Origin of the sequence: Aeromonas sp. R1-2 (assembly GCF_040908505.1) — a bacterium.
GTDB classification, from domain to species: Bacteria; Pseudomonadota; Gammaproteobacteria; order Enterobacterales; family Aeromonadaceae; genus Aeromonas; species Aeromonas veronii.
Genome location: NZ_JBFODU010000026.1, coordinates 35,769 through 57,430, shown reverse-complemented (window position 1 = coordinate 57,430; position 21,662 = coordinate 35,769). Strand labels below are relative to the sequence as shown.

Annotated in this window: 19 protein-coding genes and 2 pseudogenes; 12 read left to right on the top strand and 9 right to left on the bottom strand. The window is 51.2% G+C overall.

Annotated elements, in window-relative coordinates; translation table 11 throughout:
- Positions 1-88 precede the first annotated feature (88 nt).
- From AB5Y76_RS10340 to AB5Y76_RS10320, 5 genes are all read left to right on the top strand, one after another.
- Positions 89-1,006: an IS5 family transposase gene (locus tag AB5Y76_RS10340; protein ID WP_100645812.1), complete on the top strand. Its 918-nt coding sequence runs from the start codon at positions 89-91 to the stop codon at positions 1,004-1,006.
- 325 nt (positions 1,007-1,331) lie between these two features.
- A complete protein-coding gene (locus AB5Y76_RS10335; protein ID WP_263717277.1) occupies positions 1,332-1,697 on the top strand; it encodes a DUF6506 family protein in 366 nt (121 codons plus the stop codon).
- Positions 1,681-2,766: an alpha/beta hydrolase gene (locus AB5Y76_RS10330; RefSeq protein WP_368177721.1), complete on the top strand. Its 1,086-nt coding sequence runs from the start codon at positions 1,681-1,683 to the stop codon at positions 2,764-2,766. Before AB5Y76_RS10335 ends, AB5Y76_RS10330 begins: the two co-directional genes overlap by 17 nt.
- A 170-nt stretch (positions 2,767-2,936) precedes the next feature.
- Complete coding sequence (locus tag AB5Y76_RS10325; protein ID WP_171902764.1) at positions 2,937-3,770, top strand: LysR family transcriptional regulator; 834 nt, start codon at positions 2,937-2,939, stop codon at positions 3,768-3,770.
- Between the two features lie 36 nt (positions 3,771-3,806).
- Positions 3,807-4,706 (top strand): alpha/beta hydrolase, encoded by a 900-nt coding sequence (locus AB5Y76_RS10320; protein ID WP_263717279.1) that lies wholly within the window; start codon positions 3,807-3,809, stop codon positions 4,704-4,706.
- Positions 4,707-4,905: 199 nt separating this feature from the next.
- Here AB5Y76_RS10320 and AB5Y76_RS10315 read toward each other — a convergent pair whose 3' ends face one another.
- Positions 4,906-5,667 (bottom strand): zinc-dependent peptidase, encoded by a 762-nt coding sequence (locus AB5Y76_RS10315; RefSeq protein WP_263717386.1) that lies wholly within the window; start codon positions 5,665-5,667, stop codon positions 4,906-4,908.
- Between the two features lie 76 nt (positions 5,668-5,743).
- Entirely contained in the window at positions 5,744-6,181 is a 438-nt protein-coding gene (locus tag AB5Y76_RS10310; RefSeq protein WP_263717280.1) for a GNAT family N-acetyltransferase, read from the bottom strand.
- Between the two features lie 348 nt (positions 6,182-6,529).
- Here AB5Y76_RS10310 and AB5Y76_RS10305 point away from each other — a divergent pair, with 348 nt between their 5' ends.
- Positions 6,530-8,029, top strand: coding sequence for a sodium:alanine symporter family protein (locus AB5Y76_RS10305; protein ID WP_019445254.1), 1,500 nt, complete (start codon positions 6,530-6,532; stop codon positions 8,027-8,029).
- A gap of 288 nt (positions 8,030-8,317) precedes the next feature.
- Positions 8,318-9,562 (top strand): annotated as a pseudogene (locus AB5Y76_RS10300) (replication endonuclease); the annotation flags it as partial.
- An 85-nt stretch (positions 9,563-9,647) separates the two neighbouring features.
- Here AB5Y76_RS10300 and AB5Y76_RS10295 read toward each other — a convergent pair.
- The 7 genes and pseudogenes from AB5Y76_RS10295 to AB5Y76_RS10265 form a co-directional block, all read right to left on the bottom strand.
- Positions 9,648-11,348 carry a DUF2326 domain-containing protein gene (locus AB5Y76_RS10295; RefSeq protein WP_263717281.1) on the bottom strand — a complete coding sequence of 567 codons (1,701 nt, stop codon included), beginning with the start codon at positions 11,346-11,348 and terminating at the stop codon, positions 9,648-9,650.
- The gene (locus tag AB5Y76_RS10290) at positions 11,339-11,575 is read right to left on the bottom strand and encodes an ABC-three component system middle component 6 (protein WP_263717282.1); all 237 of its coding nucleotides are present in this window, start codon (positions 11,573-11,575) and stop codon (positions 11,339-11,341) included. The genes AB5Y76_RS10295 and AB5Y76_RS10290 overlap by 10 nt, the downstream gene beginning before the upstream one ends.
- Complete coding sequence (locus AB5Y76_RS10285) at positions 11,565-12,155, bottom strand: hypothetical protein (RefSeq protein WP_263717283.1); 591 nt, start codon at positions 12,153-12,155, stop codon at positions 11,565-11,567. Before AB5Y76_RS10285 ends, AB5Y76_RS10290 begins: the two co-directional genes overlap by 11 nt.
- A complete protein-coding gene (locus AB5Y76_RS10280) occupies positions 12,155-12,469 on the bottom strand; it encodes a hypothetical protein (RefSeq protein ID WP_263717284.1) in 315 nt (104 codons plus the stop codon). Before AB5Y76_RS10280 ends, AB5Y76_RS10285 begins: the two co-directional genes overlap by 1 nt.
- Before the next feature lie 1,099 nt (positions 12,470-13,568).
- Positions 13,569-13,820 (bottom strand): ogr/Delta-like zinc finger family protein, encoded by a 252-nt coding sequence (locus tag AB5Y76_RS10275; RefSeq protein WP_368177720.1) that lies wholly within the window; start codon positions 13,818-13,820, stop codon positions 13,569-13,571.
- A 58-nt stretch (positions 13,821-13,878) separates the two neighbouring features.
- Positions 13,879-14,278: pseudogene (locus tag AB5Y76_RS10270) on the bottom strand (phage portal protein); the annotation flags it as partial.
- Between the two features lie 18 nt (positions 14,279-14,296).
- Positions 14,297-15,103 carry a crotonase/enoyl-CoA hydratase family protein gene (locus AB5Y76_RS10265; protein WP_263717285.1) on the bottom strand — a complete coding sequence of 269 codons (807 nt, stop codon included), beginning with the start codon at positions 15,101-15,103 and terminating at the stop codon, positions 14,297-14,299.
- Positions 15,104-15,271: 168 nt separating this feature from the next.
- Between AB5Y76_RS10265 and AB5Y76_RS10260 the strand changes: the two genes are divergently transcribed.
- From AB5Y76_RS10260 to AB5Y76_RS10240, 5 genes are all read left to right on the top strand, one after another.
- Positions 15,272-17,059, top strand: a complete 1,788-nt coding sequence (locus AB5Y76_RS10260; RefSeq protein ID WP_263717286.1) for a putative nucleotidyltransferase substrate binding domain-containing protein — start codon at positions 15,272-15,274, stop codon at positions 17,057-17,059.
- 2 nt (positions 17,060-17,061) lie between these two features.
- Positions 17,062-17,688, top strand: coding sequence for a 3'-5' exonuclease (locus AB5Y76_RS10255; protein WP_263717287.1), 627 nt, complete (start codon positions 17,062-17,064; stop codon positions 17,686-17,688).
- A gap of 105 nt (positions 17,689-17,793) precedes the next feature.
- Complete coding sequence (locus tag AB5Y76_RS10250; protein WP_005336970.1) at positions 17,794-18,105, top strand: DUF485 domain-containing protein; 312 nt, start codon at positions 17,794-17,796, stop codon at positions 18,103-18,105.
- A gap of 11 nt (positions 18,106-18,116) precedes the next feature.
- Positions 18,117-19,769, top strand: coding sequence for a cation acetate symporter (locus AB5Y76_RS10245; protein ID WP_026035062.1), 1,653 nt, complete (start codon positions 18,117-18,119; stop codon positions 19,767-19,769).
- A gap of 167 nt (positions 19,770-19,936) precedes the next feature.
- Entirely contained in the window at positions 19,937-21,529 is a 1,593-nt protein-coding gene (locus AB5Y76_RS10240; RefSeq protein ID WP_005351341.1) for an ABC-F family ATPase, read from the top strand.
- Positions 21,530-21,662: the final 133 nt, after the last annotated feature.

Below are 21,662 nucleotides of genomic sequence, written 5' to 3'. Positions count from 1 at the left end.
GGCGTTGTTGCCTAAATCGATGCAGTTTGAAGGGAACTTACTGAGGACTCGGAGATCTGATCACCACCATCCTCTTCAAGTTTGCATCATGGGCACGTCGCTTCACCCCATCACCAACTGGCCTACATACAACAAGTCTTTGATTAACCGTGGTTCACTCACCTTCTGGGTTGATGCCGAAGCCATGAACAGCTGGTTTCACCACGACCATCATGGGCGCCGAGGTCGCAGCCAGCTTTACACCGACCAGACCATCTGTACCTTCCTGATGCTCAAGGGGATTTTCAACCTCACTCTACGGGCCACTCAGGGACTACTAGACTCCCTGTTCGAGTTGATGAATGTACCGTTGTGCGCACCGGACTATAGCTGCGTCAGCAAGCGAGCACGCTCGGTGACTGTGGCTTATCGACAGCCCCCAAAGGAACGTATTACCGACTTGGTTATCGACTCAACCGGGCTGAAGGTGTTTGGGGAAGGCGAGTGGAAGGTCAGAAAACACGGTTCGGAGAAGCGGCGAGTGTGGCGCAAGTTGCATCTGGCGGTAGACCCGGTGACCCACGATATCGTGGCGGCGGAAGTCTCACTGGAAAATGTCCATGATGCCGAGGTGTTGCCCACCTTGCTCAACCCTCTGCGGCGTAAGCTGGGACATGTTTATGCGGATGGTGCCTATGACAGCAAAGCCAGCCATCAGCTTATCTCGCGCAAAGGGGCGACAGCCTGTATCCCGCCTCGTAAGAGCGCGGGGTTATGGAAAAAGGGGCATCCAAGAAATGAGGCCGTGCTGGTGATGCGCAAGAAAGGGCTGGCGCACTGGAAGAAGATATCGGGGTATCACCGTCGCTCGCTGGCAGAGACGGCGATGTATCGGCTCAAGCAATTGCTGGCGGGGAAAATCAGTCTGCGTAACTACAACGGCCAAGTGGGAGAAGTCATGGCGTATGTTAGCGCCATAAACAAGCTGAATACCCTTGGTCTACCTGTCAGAAAGCCCCGAGTGTAGCGGTCACCAGGGGCTGGGGCAGTTGCTGCTTGATGGTTGATTTGGGAAACAACGCCCTTCTGATCGGTATCGTCGTCGTTCAGGGTGGTCAGGTCCATCAGGTTCAGGGCGCGCTGAGCGGCCACTTTCAGATCAGTCATTCTGTTCTCCTCAGTCATTCTACTCTCCAATTCGGATTTATTAACTTAATAAAACAATCATCATCCTTATCTAAAATTTAAGGCATGGCAAATAGTCTAATCAAATAATGGTCATAGACACTGACTGTTGCAGATTCGTGTTTATCAATGCCACATTTAAAGGGCAATGATAAAGAAAGGAGGGAATGTTAGGCCAGAAATACGATGAATTTAAACATAACATATCACTATACGGAGTTTACATGTCTTGTTTCAAAGCAGCTTTCATTTTCCTAGCTCCTAATGTCAATCCAGAACTTGATTTTCAATGGGTTAAAACAGATAGCGTTCATGTTAAAACAATAGCAGTATCTAGCTATCAAGAAGCATGCTTACAGCTTGATGATTTATATTCAGAAGGTATCAGAGCTATAGAGCTATGTGCAGGATTTGGACATGTCGGTGTTGCAAAAGTTAAAGAACAATGCTTGGGGCGCATGCAGGTAGGTGTTGTAAGATTTGATATACACCCATGCCTTGATAATGTCAGCGGTGATGTTTTATTCAGTTAAACAGTATGTTTTCATTAACCAAGAGAAAAGAAAAATGAAACTAAAAACAATTTCAGCATTCATGTTTGGCCTTTCCGCAATTGCATCATTCAATTCATTTGCAGATATCAACTATGAACTCCAACCCGGTATTAATAAAGTAAATTTCCTAAGTGAAAACACAAGAATTTCAGGAAATTTATTCTTGCCTAAGGATTTTAATCCGGCTAAAAAGTACCCTGCTATCGTGGTGATAACTCCAGCCAGTGGCGTAAAAGAGCAAACCGCCGGAATTTACGCAAAAAAAATGGCTGAGAAGGGTTATGTCACTTTAGCATTTGACCACAGAACATATGGTGAAAGTGGTGGTATGCCTCGAGGCATGGAAAATGCTCCGATGAAAGTGGAAGATATTAAAAATGCAATTAGCTTCATCCGTTCTATTCCAGGTGTTGATGATGAGCGAGTTGCTGAACTAGGATTATGTTCTGGTGCTGGTTACGGTCTTCAAACTGCCTATCAAGATTCACGAGTAAAATCGCTAGCTGTTGTTAGCGCTTTTATTGACTTCACTGATTATGGCATGGGTGGTGCAACTCAATATGCAAACATGCTCAACGGCTCCCCTGTTAAGCAATATCAACAGCAAATTAAATGGGCTAGTGATGCTCGTCAAAAATACTTTGAAACCGGTGAGGTACTCTATGTAGATGGGATCCCTGCTGCAGGTTCTGGTCTTGGTGAATTCTGGGATCAAGCTGCAGATTACTACCGAAATAGCAAGCGCGGTGGTGCCGTAGCAACATACACCCCCAAGAGAGCAGCTATCTCATTAGATTCAAGATATGCATTTAACCCAACTGAACACATTGAATTACTTGAAGGAAAGCCATTTATGGCGATCATTGGGTCAGAGGCATTGTCTGCTCCATTTAGTAAAATTGCTGTGGAACGTGCAAAACAGAAAAAAATTGATGCCACACTTTTTACCATCAAAGGTGCTGGTCACTTTGACCTGTATGACCAAGATAAGTATGTTAATCAGGCTGTTATAAAACTGGATGAATTTTATAAAAAGACCATTTTTTAACTACATATAGTACCATTGCCCTAACTAAGTCGTTGTTTTTAGAACCTCTCAGATGAATTGTTTGGGAGGTTCTTTTTTCTATAGCCTAAGGCTATGGGTATCATTGGCAAACGGTATTTTATTAATGACACCATGCTATGTACTCTATCGTTAATAAAGTGGAGGGAAATATGGTTGATATTAGACTGTTACGTTTGTTTATAGCTATCTATGAAGAAAAAAACTTAACTCTTGCTGCGGAAAAATGTCACATTACGCAGCCATCCATATCTGCCGCATTGAAACAACTTGAGGAACTACTTGGCAACGATCTTTTTTTACGAGATAAAAAGGGAGTTCAACCACTTAACAGTGCCCACGAGTTATATCCTCACGCAAAGCGTCTTGTGAATGACAGCGCTACAATCTCAACTTTATTCATGTCAAAGGCAACAACACCTAAAATAAGTGTTGGGGTCTGCAACTCCATCAGTAAATATAAAACTGCGACAACACTTTCTCATTTAGAACGTTTGGCACCTAATTGCCATTTTATTTTGACCTCATCAGATAAATCTGATTGCAGAATTGGATTCGAAAAAGACAAAAATGATACTGATCTATTTATCCCGTTATGGGAAGAGAAGTTTGTTTTTGTTACAAAAGAGAACATTTCAGCACCAAGTAAAATCGAAGATTTTTATCACTTAGATTTTATAGAGTGCCCCAGTTGTGAAGTTCACCAAGAAGTGCTCGGATTAATATCATCAAAGAACATTGCATTGAACATTGTGTCTACAGCAGAAACAAAGGAACAGGCTTTTTTGTTAGCTCTTGCGGGTTTAGGTAGTTGCTTCCTTCCTATGGGACTAGTTGAAAAAGTATCAGACATAAACGTTTTTGATATTAATCTCCCCATTAGAGGTCGAAGCGTAGGGCTATGTATGCCATCCCATCAAGCGATAAACCCAGTACTAAAAAAAATACGAAGCGATGCAAAATTAATTTCTATAGAAAACTTTTAATAATTCACATAAATTCAATATAAAATGGGGAAAGCTATGATAACAACCAAATCAAAAATCAGTTTTTATAGCCAAGAAAACAAACTAATTGGATATCTATATCAACCTGACAACATTGTGGATAATGAAGTACGATCTACGATTCTTCTTGTCCCACCTCAAGCCGGTGTTAAAGAGCAAACTGTTGATGAGTATGCTCAGCGATTATCTGCACATGGTTTTATTTGCCTGACATTTGATCATGCAACTTTTGGTGACAGTGAAGGTGAACCCAGATTCTATGAAAATCCATATAATAAGTCAGAAGATATTTCTGCAGCAGTTACCTACTTATCAACATTAGATATAGTTGATAAAAAATCAATTTTTGGTTTAGGAATCTGCTCCGGCGGAGGATACTTATCACATACAGCTGTTACCGATAGAAGAATATCAAAAGTTGCAACCGTAAATGCGTACTTCGATCATCGAGGTTTTTATCGCAGCTTATTCTCTCAAAAGAATTTAAATGAATTACTCTCATCAGTAAATAATGCTAGATTACAATTTGTAAATGGTGAGGCGATTTCATATTTACCGCATGCGCCAGAAAACTGCACGCCTGACATGCCGAAACTATTTCAAGAGTTTTATGAATATTATATGACAGACCGGGGAATAAAAGGAAAGTACGAGAGTAAGTTTTTACCATGGAGCTATGAGAAGCTATTGACATTTTCAGCGCTAGATAACGCGAAATTTTTAGCGCCAACGCCACTACTCATGATAATTGGTGAGTTAGCAGGCTCTAAAAATGAGAGTGAACAAATGTATAAAGAAGCAAGTGAGCCTAAAGAACTATTCGAAATAGGTGGCGCCAACCACATTGATCTCTATGACAAAAGCATATTTGTTGAAAGAGCAATCGATAAACTGATAGCATTTTATCGTCCATAGCATATCGAACATGAAATAACCCCCCTATTTTTATTCTCTGATACTTTGCCAATACCGGACTAACACCGGTATTGGCTGTGTGTTTAAATAACATTTACGTTAAATATAAAGCTCGTCAGTTTTGGATTTTCGTATTTAATTTAACACTGACCACAATTAACCATTTCCACTGTTTTACCATTATTGTTGTGCATTGATGTCACAGAACTCCGTAACCTCCCTCCCCCGCCAGCAAGCGGGTCGCGGGAAAACGCTGCGCGGGATCCTGGCTAAAGAACTGGCTCAGTTGCCGGTATACAGCGGGATAGACCTGCTGCAGCCGCAGCGGATCGGTAAAGAAGCACTCGCAGCTGACGGCAAAAAATTCGGCAGGATGTTCGGCGGCATAGGGATCGATGGCGGTTACCTCATCCCGATCTAGCTGCTGGCAGAGCGCATCGAAGGCGGTCTGAAAGGCCTGTTGCCACTGCTGGCTGCTCATCAGCCCCGGCAACGGCGGCGCGCCGTCCGCCTCCCCCCCCAGCATGTCGAGCTTGTGGGCCAGCTCGTGGATCACCAGATTAAAGCCATCCCAGTCGCCATCCTGCTGCAGTTCGCTCCAGGCCAGCACCAGCGGCCCTTGCGGCCAGGATTCGCCTGCGTTCTCCTCTTCAAACTCGCTCACCAGACCGAACTCATCCTGCACCTCCTGACGCCGGGTGACGGGCTCGGGAATGATGATGATTTCGTGAAAGCCGCGATACCAGTCAAGGCCGAGGTGCAAGATGGGCAACGCCGCCTGCAGCGCCAGCACCGTCTGTTGGCGTGGGCTGAGCTCGACCCCGATCAGGGTCAGGGTCTTGCGCTTGAGCAGCTGTTGCCCCAAGCCGATGAGCGTCGTCTGCTCGGTGTCGCTGAGCCCTTGCAAGATGGGCACTGCCGCCAGCGCCTGACGCCACAGCGCCAACTCATCCTCACTCATGGGCGTTTGCGGGCGACCACCCAGCCATTTGAACCATCCCAGCACGCCAACTCCTTCTTTTGATGCAAACAACAGGTCACAGCAGTTTGACGAACCGTTTCGGCCGCTCCAGATAATCCTGCGCCAGATAGAAACGGTGGGCCGCCTCGCGTTTGAGACTGCTGGATAGCTCCAGCTGGGCGCAACCTGCGGCCCGCGCCATCGCTTCGGCTCCCTTGAGCAGGGCTGCGCCCACTCCCGCCCCTCTTGCCCCTTCATCGACAACCAGCGCCGAGATCAGGCCCCAAGCTGGTGCAACATGCAATGGTGCCAGCTTGTGCCACACCAGTACGCCGACCACCTTGTCGCCCTGAGAGGCGAGCAGCACAACGCTATCGGGATCCGGCGCCAACAGGCGCGCCGTCACGTCAGCGCCTTCGGCAGGATACCCCAATTGGCTGAACAGGTGGGCGATGGCGCTCCCGTCGTCGGCCTCAGGGGGACGGATCGTCAACGTCTCAGGATCATTTTTCATTGTTGGCCTCATGTTTGCTTTCCATTGTGTTACGCCCGTCACATTGTCCGGCGCAGATCAACAAGGAGGATCTCATCTTTACTCATAGAAAACGCTGCCTGCCATTATCCCCCCACCCTTGTCAATTCACAAATTTGCAACAAGGCAACATTTTTCGCTGGGAAGCACTGATACAACTCGATATGTTACAAGCCATGCATAGCGCGTGTTTGCGCTCTGCTTAACCCCTCAACCCCGCGCTCATTTGTTAACTGGATTGTTAACAAACAGGGCCGAAGACAGTGACAGAGAGCGAGGCCAAGATCTCGCCAAGACAGCGCCACAAACACAACAAAGGAGTTGTTGTACATGAATGAAATCGTCAATGCCATCAATGGTGTAATCTGGAGCCCTGCGCTCATCTACCTGTGTCTGGGGGTCGGTCTTTACTTCTCCCTGCGCACCCGTTTTTTGCAACTGCGTCATATGAAAGAGATGGTGCGCCTGATGTTTGATGGCAAGAGCACCGATGCCGGTGTCTCCTCCTTCCAGGCGCTGGCCATGACCCTGGCCGGTCGCGTGGGTACCGGTAACATCGCAGGTGTGGCCACCGCCATCACCTTCGGTGGCCCGGGCGCCCTGTTCTGGATGTGGATGGTTGCCTTCCTCGGCGCCAGCTCCGCCTTCGTGGAGTCCACCCTGGGTCAGGTCTACAAGGAGAAGATCAACGGCGAATACCGCGGCGGCCCGGCCTTCTATATCGAGAAAGGGCTTGGCATGAAGTGGTACGCCTGGACCTTCGCCATTGCTACCGTCTTCGCCTGCGGCGTGCTGCTGCCGGGGGTGCAGGCCAACTCCATCGGTTCCAGCCTGCAGACCGCCTTTAATATCGATCCGAACGTCACCGCCGCCGGTCTGGCGCTGCTGCTCGGCTTTATTATCTTCGGCGGCGTCAAGCGTATCGCCAGCTTTGCCAGTACCGTGGTGCCCTTTATGGCGCTGGGCTACATCATCGTGGCTTGCGTCATCATCGCCCTCAATATCGGCCAGCTGCCGGGTGTGATCCTGCTGATCTGGAAGAGCGCCTTCGGTCTGGATGCCGGTTTCGGTGCCATTCTGGGTCTGGCCATCATGTGGGGGGTAAAACGCGGGGTCTACTCCAACGAAGCCGGTCAGGGTACCGGGCCGCACGCCTCCTCTGCGGCGGCAGTGAGTCACCCGGCCAAGCAGGGTTTGGTGCAGGCGTTCTCCGTCTATATCGACACCCTGTTCGTCTGCTCCGCCACCGGCTTTATGCTGCTGATCACCGGTCTCTATAACGTACAAGGGCCGGACGGCGCCGCCATCTACACGGGTATTGCCGGTATCGCAGCAGGCCCGGGCTATGTGCAGACCGCTATGGAGAGCATGATGCCGGGCTTTGGCAGCATTTTCGTGGCCATCGCGCTGTTCTTCTTCGCGTTCACCACCATCGTTGCCTACTACTACATCGCCGAAACCAACATCGCCTACATCAACCGCAAGATAAATCGCCCCTGGCTCACCTTCTTGCTAAAAATTGCGCTGATGGCTGCCACTGTCTACGGCACCGTCAAGACTGCAGATCTGGCGTGGGGCATGGGGGATATCGGGGTCGGCCTGATGGCATGGCTCAACATCATCGCCATCCTGCTGCTGCAAAAGACCGCCTTCACCTGTCTGAAGGATTATGAAGCGCAGCAGGCACAAGGGATTGACCCCGTATTCCACCCAGAGAAGCTCGGCATCAAGAACGCCGATTACTGGGTGGGCAAGCGCTCCGAAGAGAACCTGGAGCTGGAGAAATCTGGCCATCAGTTCGAGCCGGATCAGGATCGCAAGACCTCCTGAACCAGAACGACATAAGACATCAATAAAAATGGCAGCCTCGGCTGCCATTTTTATTTCTTTAATTTCAATTATTTACATTAAAACCAAGGAGTTAAGTGCCACATAAGGGGACACTTTGGGACGTGAAAAGACACCAAAGTTGGCTAAATGTGGACACTTTTTTCTGCCCATTCCCGGGGGAAATCACGCTGGTTGAAGATGGTTTTCCAACGGGTTAAAGCGGACAGCGTCATTGAGATAATCCGGTGCAAAGTGGGCGTATGTCATCGTCTGATGAAATATCAAGTGGCTGCCCTCAAACGGTGGAACGCCCCCGTCTATGGATTTCGCGTGTGCGAGGCTCACCACGACGGCACCCCGCACTGGCATCTGCTGCTATTTATGCGCCCGGAAGATCGCAACCGGGTGATCGGCATCCTGCAACGCTATGCCCTGACCGATGACCACGAAGAGCTGGTACGGGATATCAAGGGTGCCCCACCCTTTACCGACTTTACTCCCCGCTTTGACTGGAAAGAGATAGATCCGGCCAAGGGGGATGCCGCGGGCTATATCGCCAAATACATTGCCAAGAACATCGACGGCGCCTACCCGGACGATGACGAAGAGGCCGGCACCGCCGCCGATGAGGGCGCCCTGCATGCCGTGGCCTGGGCCAGTTGGTGGGGCATTCGCACCTTCCAGCAGATCGGCGGCGCCCCGATCGGGGTATGGCGCGAGCTGCGCCGCATCAGCAACGCCAAGAAGCATGCCGAACTGGTGGGCCCACCCAAGCCCGTGCTGCAAGACCCACGCTTTGAGGCCGCCCGCTTTGCCGCAGATAACGGCATCTTCCGCAGCTACCTGCACGCCATGGGCGGCGCACTGGCAACCCGTGCCGAACACCCCATCAAGCTGGCCCACCTCATCGAGGCGCAGGCCAACAGCTATGGCGAAGACATCAAACGCCTGATGGGCATTACCTCCGCTCGCCTAGGTATCAAGACCCGCCTGCAAGGGTGGGAAATTGTGCCTGCCGACACCCATGACGCCAGGAAAGCCGCCGAGGCTGCAGCGAGGGGGGTTGGGGTTAAGACGGGCGACAGCCCGGCACCTTGGAGCTCTGACAATAACTGTACGCTACCGGATCCTGATGCCTTCACAGACCAGATCATGAGGGAACAATGGGGGTTATCGCCCTTTTCCATCGAGCGCTTGCGGGCTGGTGCCAGCGTAAGGATAAATGGTTTCACCCTCTGGCTTGAGAACGGCCAGCAGCAGTCGAATCTATCGCTACCAAGCGAGCCGGATTGGCAGCCAGAAGGACTGCGGCCCGCCGAACGGGACCAGCCGGATGAGTTCGCGGTACCGGAAGGCGACCAAGACTGGTCAATGCTGGTTAAGCTGTGCGGCAAGATTTATCAGGCACAAGGCCACGCCGAGGCGCACAGCTGGATAGAGATGCTGCCAGAGCCCTACCAGTCGGAGATGTGGCGAGAGCTAGAGAGGCTTGAGGCGCTGGGGGGGCTGCAAGAACAAAGCAACTACAGAGAACGACATGGAAGGAATAGCGTAGGAATAGCAAGAAAACCCACACCCATACCTTCTGGTCTGGAAGGATCACATACAATTATTAGTATTAGTCCACCCTAAAGAATTTATCTGATTTCTTTAAGGATAACACCGTGTTCTCATTTATGAATGCTTGACTCAGCGACGCAAGTTTATCCTTCAGTACAGAAACTATAACTTGAATTTCATGATCATTTGCTAACCTTGCAAGTGTTGCTAGTTTGTCTTGGTCCGACGCTTCTAAGTAATCTTGGATGGTAAATTCAGGGAAGCATGCGCCGGTTCTTTTCACAAATTCGACAAATGCCATATCAAACGCCAGTGCAGCGGCTCTAGGTGCACCATCTCCAGAAACTTTATCTTGATTTACGACAGAAAATTCAATTTCATTTGTGCCACTTTTCACTCCAACATTGAAGCTTAAAGAAAAGTCTTTAAATATAGCTCTACTAAACAATTTAAAACAAGCATTAAAAATATCAACATTTTGATTCAGTTGCGATATTTGATACCGATTTTTATCTCGAAGCTGTTGTATTTTTATGTCAAGCGCGGCTATTTTTTCGGACTCATGTTGAACCTCATCAACAACCACACTAACCCGACCTCTTTCCTCTCGTTTGTCCTGAATTTCTTTTTCTATTAAAACAAAACCAGAAAGGTGAGATTCACTGATGAGTGCAGAGAAAAGTTTTTTCTCTTCATCTAACAAGCTATTCAACTTACTTTTTAGGCTATCGATTATCAGCAGATACTCTCTAACTTTATCATTAAGATAGCTTACTTTTCTTGACACCATTTGCTTATGAAATTCTACTGTATCCTCTAAAGTTTTATGTAAGTCAGGGAGTAATAACTTTGCTTCCGCATATACCTTACCAATCAAATCCAAATCTATATCAGATTGCTTTTCTTGATAACCACTGATGGTTTTCTGTGCATATGAAATCCTGATATTAAATTTTGAAACTTCACTTGTTAACCTAGCAATATCCTCTCGAGTTCTTTTTAACTCATCAATCCCTTTATTTTGAGAATCTTTGAAATCGAATAACTCCTCCTTACTCTTCAAAATATCGATTTCATCATCAATAGCGCTAAGCCTATCTTTATAATCTTGCTCACTCTTTCCATTTAGTAGTATTGATATTCTATTGTTTCTTAGCTTTTTCTCTTCACCAAATTTAATCTCGCTTGCGAGGTCATTATGACCAGAAAAACCAAATAAATATGAGTAATATAGTATGTATTGTTGGTCAGTAGTGTTTGTGTTTAAATATCTATAAATGTTAGATGCTGTTTTTTTATCAAGGCGAACAAAACGATTTTTTATTGAGGAATATGTGGGGTTGTTAATGCTGAAACCAAGTATAGGGGCCAGTGCTGCTTTAAATTTATCATTTGTATTATATTCAACATCATTAATCGTTGAGTATATCTTGTCAACCGAACGGTTTTTTTGCTCAACTTTATGTATTCGACGCGTTATATTACAAGGTTTTCTATTTACAAGAAGGGATAGTGAAAACTCCATCCTACCGCTCGTAACTAGCTTTTCAACAGCCTCATTCTTTGTGCGTGACTCAGGGTCATACCAAATATTTTTGCCATTTGAACCTAAACAAAAATTTAAAACCCTTAGAGCAGTACTTTTACCAATCTGATTACCATCATCCTCACTATTAGTAATTATATTAAAACCATCTTTGAATTCAATTTCACGAATCAGATTCTTATCTAGAAAAACCCTCAAACTAATCAACTGCATAATTTAATGTTTCCAAAACCATCAAGTTCAATTGCGTTAAGCAAATACAACCAATCAAGGCCAAGATAAAAGTAGGTGATTGATACTTTGTTAACCCTATTATTGAATAAATCAAATAACCTTATAGAGTCAAAAGCTTTTTCATTAGATTCCAACATAACAAAAAGAATATTTGCCCCTATTACATATAGGCTTTTTTGAGGTTCATATACATCATCAATTATCATTAGGCCTCTCCAATATTTGACAATTAATGAACCCGTAGCAAACTATCAAACTTGCCGAGTCGCGGACATCTTCTACTGGAAACGCATGGAAATCGATTCTTGCATTATCTAGCATTGAATCAGTGACTTGTTGCAAAAGGAGATCTGAATTTTTTCTAATAAGCTCAATCACAGCGACTCTATCTTTAATAGCAATGCCATTCCTAATAAGAAGTTGACGCCGATGATTTTTATAGTTTTGATTTATAGCTCTAAGAAAATTGTTTTTTGCACCTGGTTTTTCATCATCAATGGAATCAACCAGTTCCTCGACTAGAGACAAAAAACCTATGCAGTCAACAATTTCTTCCGAGAACACTTTGACATCATTAAAATTTAATTTTTCATCAGGATCAGGTAAATCATAATTATGATCCAATCCTAACTCTGGGTTATAGTTTTCAATTATCTTTTCCATTAGAGGATTAAGAAGTGAACTAAATCTAGCCACATGATTTATGTTGAAGGTTGGACTATTGCCTATACCAGACCCATCATACGCCAACCCCCCTCGATCAGCTCTAACTTCCTTAGTTGTCATTACTTATCATCCGACTTATTTCTAAACAATTTAAAAAAATTGAGAAACCCTGAGTTATCGATTGCAATACCTCCCGTCTCAGCAATAATTGATTTTCCGTTTGACTTAGTGACTGCAGATAGCAGCATGGCAACAAATAGCAATACACCTGCAATACCTGATGACCAGATGAATGCTTTGTAGGTCTGGTCTTGAGTCATAGTTGAGAAAATATTTGCCTTAATAAATCCCTGCTGTACAGCCCAAAAAACAGCTGCCGTAATCGAAGCCAATCCAAAACCAGCTTTAGCTGTTCCAGCTAAAAAACTTAGCATATTAAGCACCTTACCTAACGTTGATATATAAAAATTCTTATGCTGAGAAAGCTATCTGACAACAGATATATTTTGTTGCGTCTCGGCTATAAGAACACCTTAAAAATCATATTTATAAAACATGCACAAACCGTGCTTGTATCTTATGCGGTGGATATGTAAATCTTTCTGTATGGCCTTCACTGATATCATCGATGATGGCTCTCATTTTTTATAAAGCATAGCTACCGCACGGGGTTTCAGCTCCCAGAATGCTGCCTTTAACCAGATATAAGTAAAAGTACACCTCGGTTACCTTCGGCAAAGAGAGGGGTCGTATGGGCATGATATCAAACACCCACCAACTTAGTGAGCAAAATATCACTTACGGTGCGAATTTTTGGTTAATTGTTTGACGTAGGTCAGCTCATAGCGTGAGGGCTAAGGGGGGGAGACACTGAGCTTAAGGCTAATGCCCTACTCGGTGTAGTTCTACGCCTGCGACGGAAAACCACAGGCCGCCGAGTAGTTGAACAGAAGGAGCTCCAACAAGGGTGCATCTGCGGCGGATTGAACGAACATACCGGCAATTCCTGCTTGACTGTATAAAAACAGGTCAACATGCCACCAAAAGTGGATCACCGTGCTGCGCTTGGCTCTGCCAACTTTGCTGACATGTATCCAATGTGCGGAAGATCAAACTTTACGGTAAACATAACCAAACTAGTTGAAGCTATTAACATAACAAACAATTATGGGTCTTCGCAAACGAAGGAAACACCTAATAAGTCATAGTTAACAAGGAGTAACAATGAAGGTAAAAAATATTAAGGGAACATCTGATAACACATGTAAATGCGATAGTTGGTTGGCACACTGGGAAAAATACAGTGGTGTAGAGCCAGGGAATTGTGTTGAGAAGGATTGCAAGTCCAAGGCCACTGTCGGGGCTCATGTGAGAAAGGATAGCGATACAGACTCATCTTGGTACATCATTCCATTATGTGACACACATAACAAAAAAGCTGATGAAATGGAGCTTCGGGGGACTCCGACTCTAGTATCTGCAAATGTTAGCGAGACCTGTGGTAAGAATAAAAAATAGCCATGAGGCTGGGGGCTATTGCGCCCCCAATCCTTTCAATACTAACTGCCGCCCATCTGGCGTGAGTGACCCAATCAAGCTCAGCACCAGCTGGTTGGTGGTCTTGGCCGAGGGGCTCAGGGTGTGAACGAACGACAGTGTGGCCACCCAGCTGTGGCCACACTCTGCATCGGTGCACTGACAGTAGAGATCCGAGACATCATCGCTCAGTCGGTTGGTCTTGGTAATGCGGCCCCGCTGGCCACACACTTTGCAATAAACCCGCATTACGCCCCCTTTTCTATCCAAATCAACAGCCTATCTTGCCATAGCAAACACTGTTTTTTTATACAGTTGAACCGATATTCTCCTGAAAATCGACCCGTAGGGAGACGGGAGTCCCGCACTGTTGATGGCATCCTGGATAAGCTCGCACAGCGGCAACACTTCGTTGCGGGCATAGGTTGCATCGTACTTCTCGGGATCCCCGAGCCCTCCCCCGCCATTGGTCGGAATGATGCCGGCCAGGATGTTGACGAACATGGAGCGAAAGTTTCCCACCCCTTGCTGCTTGCGATCATCTCCTTCATCTCCTCCTCGGTGTCATCGTCCATGTGCGGGTCGGTGGCGTAGAAGATGAAGCCCATGTGGGCGCCGTTGAGGAAGTATTTGCGCCGAAACAGGGTGGCATCCTGGTTGAGCAGGGCCGACTGCAGGCCACCCAAGTAGTCGGGCATACCGTAGATCGCTCGTGCAGCTCGCAGTCAGAGCGGATTGCGGCGCGGCCCGAAGGGCAGCCGCCAGCGAAACAGGCTGTTAAGGGTGGCTCGCCACTGATTGGGTCGCCCCAAGATCTGCTTTTGCAGGCGGGTCTCCTCCTTCAGCATCGCCTCGTCACTGCGGGCCCAGGCCTGGCTGTAGAGCTGCTTGATCCCCGCCAATGCATCCGGCGACTTGGTGATCAGGGTGCGGGCAAACTCCCGCGCCTCAACCAGCGGATCGGCGCAGACCCGGCTCACCATCCCGAGGGATTTGGCCTCGACGGCATCCAGCTCGCGCCCGCTCATGGCCAGCTCCATGGCGGTATCCAGCCCCATCAGGTTGCGCATGGTGACACTGCCGCTCATATCGGGGATGATGCCCCACTTGATCTCCATCACCGAAAAGCGGCAATCGGGGGTGCTGAAGCGAAAATCGGCGCCGAGCGCAATCTGCAGACCACCGCCAAAACAGACTCCCTGTGTCACCGCAATCACCGGCACCGGTAGCTGGTGCCAACCATAGGCAACCCGCTGGGCCAGATTGGTCGCCTCGTCCGCTTCACGCTTGAGAATATCGAGCGCCGCCACCGGCTGTCTCAGCATGGATTTCACATCCAGCCCGGCGCAGAAGGCTCGCCCCTCGCCATGCAGGATCACCGCCCGCAGCCCCTTGTGCTGAGCGAGTAGCGTCAATGTCTCATCGATGGCGCTGAACATGGCGCGGTCCAGCGCATTGAGTTTGTCACCCCGCGTCAGCATCACTTCGGCAATCCCGTCGTGGATCTCGCACTTGATCCTTGGTTTTTCCATCTCCCTTGTCCTCTCCTTGATCCCTGAAACTGACTCACTGGTCATACCACCACGTTATCAGAGTGTGAACAGGCGGTACAGCTGAGACTAAAGTCGGCTGGTCGCCTCCCTCTCCCTTTGTCACACTGGGAGCTGCATGAGTGCCGCAAGCCAGCAGAGGACGCTGTCATGTCAACCCTGTTCAATTTTGCCAGACCACCGTTCGACCGACTGGGCGAGGAGGCGCGCGAGCGGCTCTCCCGTCACCTCTCGCTCTGCTATTTTCGGGCCGGGGATCTGCTGCTCAAGGAGGGGGACGAGCCTCCCGGCCTCTATCTCATCATCAAGGGGGCGGTGGAAGAGTCTGCCCCTCACCACCAGTTTGGTGATTACGGGGTCGATGATCTGTTCGATGTGCGCGCCCAGTTTGATGGCCGCTGCCGCCACCGCTTCACCGCGCTGGAAGATAGCCTCTGTCAGCTCATCCCTCGCCACACTTTTCTGGCGCTCTGTGAGCAGGATCCGCAGTTTGCCAGCTACTTCACCGCCAATCTGGCCGAGCGCCAGCGCCAGCAGGAGCAACGCGAACAACTGGGTCAGAAGAATCTGGCGGAATTTATACTGACCCGCATCGAACCCGGCCACCTGCAAGCACCGCTTATCGTCGACAGCAAGCTGTCACTGTTGGCGGCCACCGAAGCCATGGTGAGCAAGGGGACCGATTGCCTGCTCTACCCGGCCCACGACGGCTCCCTCACGCTGGCAACCCGCAAGACCTTGCTCCACGCCCTGACCCTCAAGGGATTGCCGCTGACGGCCCCCCTCTCGGTGCTGACTCCCACGCCGCTGATTGGTCTGCCGCTGGAGAGCTATCTGTTTGATGCCCTGCTGCTGATGACCCGCCATCGCATCAAGCGACTGGTGGTATGGCGTGGCAACGAGGTGGCGGGGATCCTGCAACTGACCCAGGTGCTGGGGCTCTTCTCTACCCACTCCCACGTGCTGACATTGCGTATCGCCCGCGCCGACAGCCTGCCGGCACTGGAGGCGGTCGCCCGCGAGCAGCAGCAATTGACCCGCTCCCTGTTTGCACAGGGGATCCACACCGCCTTTTTGATGAAGCTCATCGCCACCATCAACGAACAGCTGATCGCCAAAGCCTTTGCGCTGGTTATCCCCCCCGAGATGCAGAATAACGTCTGCCTGTTGATGTTGGGCTCGGAGGGGCGCGGCGAGCAGATCCTCAAAACCGATCAGGACAACGCCCTGATCCTGCCAGAGGGGCTGACATGGCCCACCCAGGCAGCCGATCTGGCCGAATTCAGCGCCCTGCTGGAACGACTCGGCTACCCGCTGTGCCCCGGGCAGGTGATGGTGAACAATCCGGCCTGGGTAAAAACAGGCAGCGAGTGGCAAAGCGCCATTGCCAGCGCCTGCACCACGGCAAAAGAGGATGAGCTGCTCTGGCTCGCCACCCTGGCCGATGCTCACCCCATCGCGGGGGATCGACAGCTCCATCTGCCGGTTGCCAGAGCGCTGCGCGAGCAGTTGGCGGACAGGCGGGATCTGCTGGCTGAGATGGTGCGACCGGCGGTGGCCTTCCATGCCCCCCTCACCCTGTTTGGCCGGCTGGAACAGCCACCGGAAGGGCTGGATCTGAAGCGGGGCGGCCTGTTCCCGCTGGTGCACGGTATCCGGATGTTGGCCCTTGAGGCAGGCATTCTGGAGACTTCAACCCTGGGGCGTATCGACGCACTGGTGGCCGCCGATCGGCTCAGTGCCGACTATGGCAGCAATCTGGCAGAGGCGTTCCGGCTCTTTATCCGGCTGAGGCTGCGCAGCCAGCTCAAGGGGGGCAATAGTCGGGTGCAGACAAGCGAGCTTAGCCACAGCGAGCGGGATCTGTTGCGTCAGGCGCTGCATCAGGTGAAGAAATTCCAGCAGTGGCTCACCTTGCACTTTCGTCTGAGACAATAGCCATGTTGAGCCGCGTTCGATGCTACTGGTATGGCCGTGCGTTCCGAACGGGCGAGTTTGCGCCGCTCTTTGCCACCCCACCGGAAGATGAACGGATCGCCCTCGATTTCGAGACCACCAGTCTCGATCCCGAGCAGGCCGAGATCGTCTCCATCGGGGCGGTGCGCATTCAGGGCAACCGGCTGCTGACCGGCGAGGCCCTCGCCATCAAGGTACAGCCACCGGCCAGCCTGACCAGCCAATCTGTGGTGATCCACGGTCTGCGCCATCAGGATCTGCAACAGGGGATGACGCTGGAAGCCGCGCTGCGCCTGCTGCTCGACTTTATCGGCCCCCGTGAACTGGTGGGCTATCACATCGCCTACGATCTGCGCATTCTCAATCTCGCCTGCCAGAAATTGTGGGGATTGACCCTGCCCCAGCGAGGGATCGAGGTCAGCCAGCTCTATCACGACCACCTTTATCGCCGCTATCCCGATGCGGCCATCGACCTCCACTTGAATGCCATCTGCCGTCACTTGGCCCTCCCCTCCCTGCCCGCCCACGACGCCCTTGCCGATGCCACCACGGCTGCGCTCATCTATCTGCGCCTGACCTGCGGCTCGCCACTGGCTTATCCCAAAGTCTAATTGTCGACAAATAACATTTAATTCACATTCTGCTTACATGAGCAGATTGCCTGCTCGTCGGGGTTACCCCATACACCGCTGACACTCATGTCATGGAGAACTGCAATGGAACAGCAAAGCTATCTGAGGATCCAGCAAGATCCCAACTTCCAGGAGCTGGTCGCCAAACGCCAGCGTTTTGCCTGGGCCCTCTCGGCTCTAATGCTTGGACTCTACCTGGCGTTTATTTTGCTCATCGCCTTTGCCCCCGGTTGGCTTGGCACCCCGCTCAGCGACAGCACCACAGTCACCCGTGGCATTCCGGTCGGGGTGGGACTGATCCTCTCCTCCTTCGTGTTGACCGGCATCTATGTGTTTCGGGCCAACGGCGAGTTTGACGAGCTGAATCAGAAAATCCTCAAGGGAGTTCAGTCATGAGCGCAAAAAGCATGAAAGGCAAGTGGCTGCTGTTGGCCTCACTGGCCTCCTCCCCCCTGCTGGCAGCGGATGCGCTGACCGGCGAGGTACAACGCCAACCCCTCAATGTGTCGGCCATCGTGATGTTCGTGGTCTTTGTGGCCGCTACCCTGTTCATCACCTACTGGGCCTCCAAGCGCAACCGCTCGGCTTCTGACTACTATGCCGCCGGTGGCCGTATCACCGGTTTCCAGAACGGTCTGGCCATCGCCGGTGACTATATGTCCGCCGCCTCCTTCCTCGGGATCTCCGCGCTGGTCTACACCTCCGGTTATGACGGCCTCATCTACTCCATCGGCTTTCTGGTGGGCTGGCCCATCATTCTGTTCCTGATCGCCGAGCGGCTGCGCAACCTTGGCAAATATACCTTTGCCGATGTCGCCTCCTATCGTCTCAAACAGACTGAAGTGCGCACCCTCTCCGCCTGCGGTTCGCTGGTGGTGGTCGCCCTCTACCTGATTGCCCAGATGGTCGGTGCCGGCAAACTGATCGAGCTGCTGTTTGGCCTGCAATACCATGTGGCCGTGGTGCTGGTCGGTATCCTGATGGTGCTCTACGTGCTGTTTGGCGGCATGCTGGCCACTACCTGGGTGCAGATTATCAAGGCAGTGATGCTGCTCTCCGGTGCCAGCTTCATGGCCATCATGGTCATGAAATCGGTCAACTTCGATATCGGTGCCCTGTTTAGCGAAGCGGTCAAGGTGCACGAGAAAGGGATCGCCATCATGAGCCCGGGTGGCCTGGTTGCTGACCCCATCTCCGCTATCTCGCTCGGGCTGGCATTGATGTTCGGTACCGCCGGTCTGCCCCATATCCTGATGCGTTTCTTCACCGTGAGCGATGCCAAAGAGGCGCGTAAATCGGTGTTCTACGCCACCGGCTTTATCGGCTACTTCTACATCCTCACCTTTATCATCGGCTTTGGCGCCATCTTGCTGGTGAGCACCAACCCGGCCTTCAAGGACGCCACCGGCGCCCTGCTGGGCGGCACCAACATGGCGGCAGTCCATCTGGCCAATGCGGTCGGTGGCAGCCTGTTCCTCGGCTTCATCTCCGCCGTGGCATTTGCCACCATTCTGGCGGTAGTTGCCGGATTGACCCTGGCGGGAGCCTCTGCGGTCTCCCATGACCTCTATGCCAGTGTGCTGAAGAAGGGCAAGGCCAACGAGACGGATGAACTGCGTGTCTCCAAGATGACGACTCTGGTGCTGGGCGTGGTTGCCATTGGTCTGGGGATCCTGTTCGAGAAGCAGAACATCGCCTTCATGGTGGGTCTGGCCTTCTCCATCGCCGCCAGCTGCAACTTCCCGGTACTGTTCCTCTCCATGTTCTGGTCACGCCTGACAACCCGTGGCGCCGTCTACGGTGGCTGGCTGGGACTGGTGAGCGCAGTGACCCTGATGATCCTGGGCCCGACCGTGTGGGTGAAAGTGCTGGGCCATGCCCAGGCTATCTTCCCCTACGAATACCCTGCCCTCTTCTCCATGGGTTTGGCCTTCGTCGGGATCTGGTTCTTCTCCATCACCGACAGTTCCCAGAACGCCGCCGACGAGCATGCCAAGTTCCTGCCGCAGTTCGTTCGCTCCCAGACCGGGCTGGGTGCCTCTGGCGCCACCTCCCACTAACAGCTCAAGTTCATCCTTCCAAGCCGGCTTCGCGCCGGCTTTTTTTATTGCCCATCAATCGGCTGCACGCCCCGCTTGCCCCGATCAAGATCACACTTCTCGCTAAAACTTTCGGGGGATCTGTGCCATAATGCGCGCCATTTGACAGACCAATCGGGACACATACCTTGTTAAGTAGCAACAACATCACCATGCAGTTCGGCGCCAAGCCGCTGTTTGAGAACATCAACGTCAAGTTTGGCGGCGGCAACCGCTATGGCCTTATCGGCGCCAACGGCTGTGGCAAGTCCACCTTTATGAAGATCCTCGGTGGTGATCTGGAGCCCACTGGCGGTAATGTGAGCCTGGACGTCAACGAGCGCATCGGTAAGCTGCGTCAGGATCAGTTCGCCTACGAAGATATGCGCGTACTGGACGTGGTCATGATGGGTCACACCGAGCTGTGGGCGGCCATCGCCGAGCGCGATGCCATCTACGCCAACCTCGAAGCGACCGACGACGACTACATGAAGGCCGCCGAGCTGGAAGGTCTGGTCGCCGAGTATGACGGCTATACCGCCGAATCTCGCGCAGGAGAACTGCTGCTGGGTGCCGGTATTCCCATCGAGCAGCACAACGGCCCGATGAGTGAAGTGGCGCCAGGCTGGAAACTGCGGGTGCTGCTGGCACAGGCGCTGTTCTCCAACCCCGATATCCTGCTGCTGGACGAACCGACCAACAACCTGGATATCAACACCATTCGCTGGCTGGAGCAGGTGCTCAACGAACGTGAAAGCACCATGATTATCATCTCTCACGACCGTCACTTCCTGAACTCCGTCTGTACCCATATGGCGGATCTGGACTACGGCGAGCTGCGCGTTTATCCGGGCAACTACGATGACTACATGCTGGCCGCCACTCAGGCGCGCGAGCGTCTGCTGGCCGACAACGCCAAGAAGAAGGCCCAGATCGCCGATCTGCAATCCTTCGTCTCCCGTTTCAGTGCCAACGCCTCCAAGTCCAGCCAGGCGACCTCCCGCCTCAAGCAGATCGACAAGATCAAGATTGAGGAAGTGAAGGTCTCCAGCCGTCAGAACCCCTTCATCCGCTTCGAGCAGGAGAAGAAGCTCTACCGCAACATTCTGGAGATCGAAGGCCTGTCCAAAGGTTATGGCGAGGCGCCCCTGTTCAAGGGCCTCAACATGATGCTGGAAGTGGGTGAGAAGGTCGCCATTCTGGGTACCAACGGTATCGGTAAATCGACCCTGATCAAGACCCTTGTCGGCGATCTGGCACCAGATACCGGTACCATCAAGTGGTCCGAAAACGCCCAGATCGGTTACTACGCTCAGGATCACGCCGAAGATTTCGACACCGACCTCAACGTGTTCGACTGGATGGCCCAGTGGAAACAGGAGAACGAAGACGAGCAGGCTGTGCGCTCCGTATTGGGCCGTCTGCTCTTCTCCCAGGACGACATCAAGAAGCCGGTTAAGGTGCTCTCCGGTGGTGAACAGGGCCGCATGCTGTTCGGCAAGCTGATGATGCAGCGCCCCAACATCCTGATCATGGATGAGCCGACCAACCACCTGGACATGGAATCTATCGAATCCTTGAACCTGGCACTCGAGATGTACAAGGGCACCCTGATCTTCGTCTCCCACGACCGCGAATTCGTCTCCTCTCTGGCGACCCGCATTCTGGAGCTGAGCGAAGATGGTATCCGCGACTTCGGCGGCACCTACGAGGATTACCTGCGCACCCAGGGCGTGGTATAACCCCGCTCCTGCGCAAGTGCGCAAGTGCGCAATGCAAAACCGGCACTCAGGTGCCGGTTTTTTTATATCCCGTTTTTAGACGACTGAGATGGCGTATAACCGCGGTGTGACTACACGCCACAGAACAGAGCAC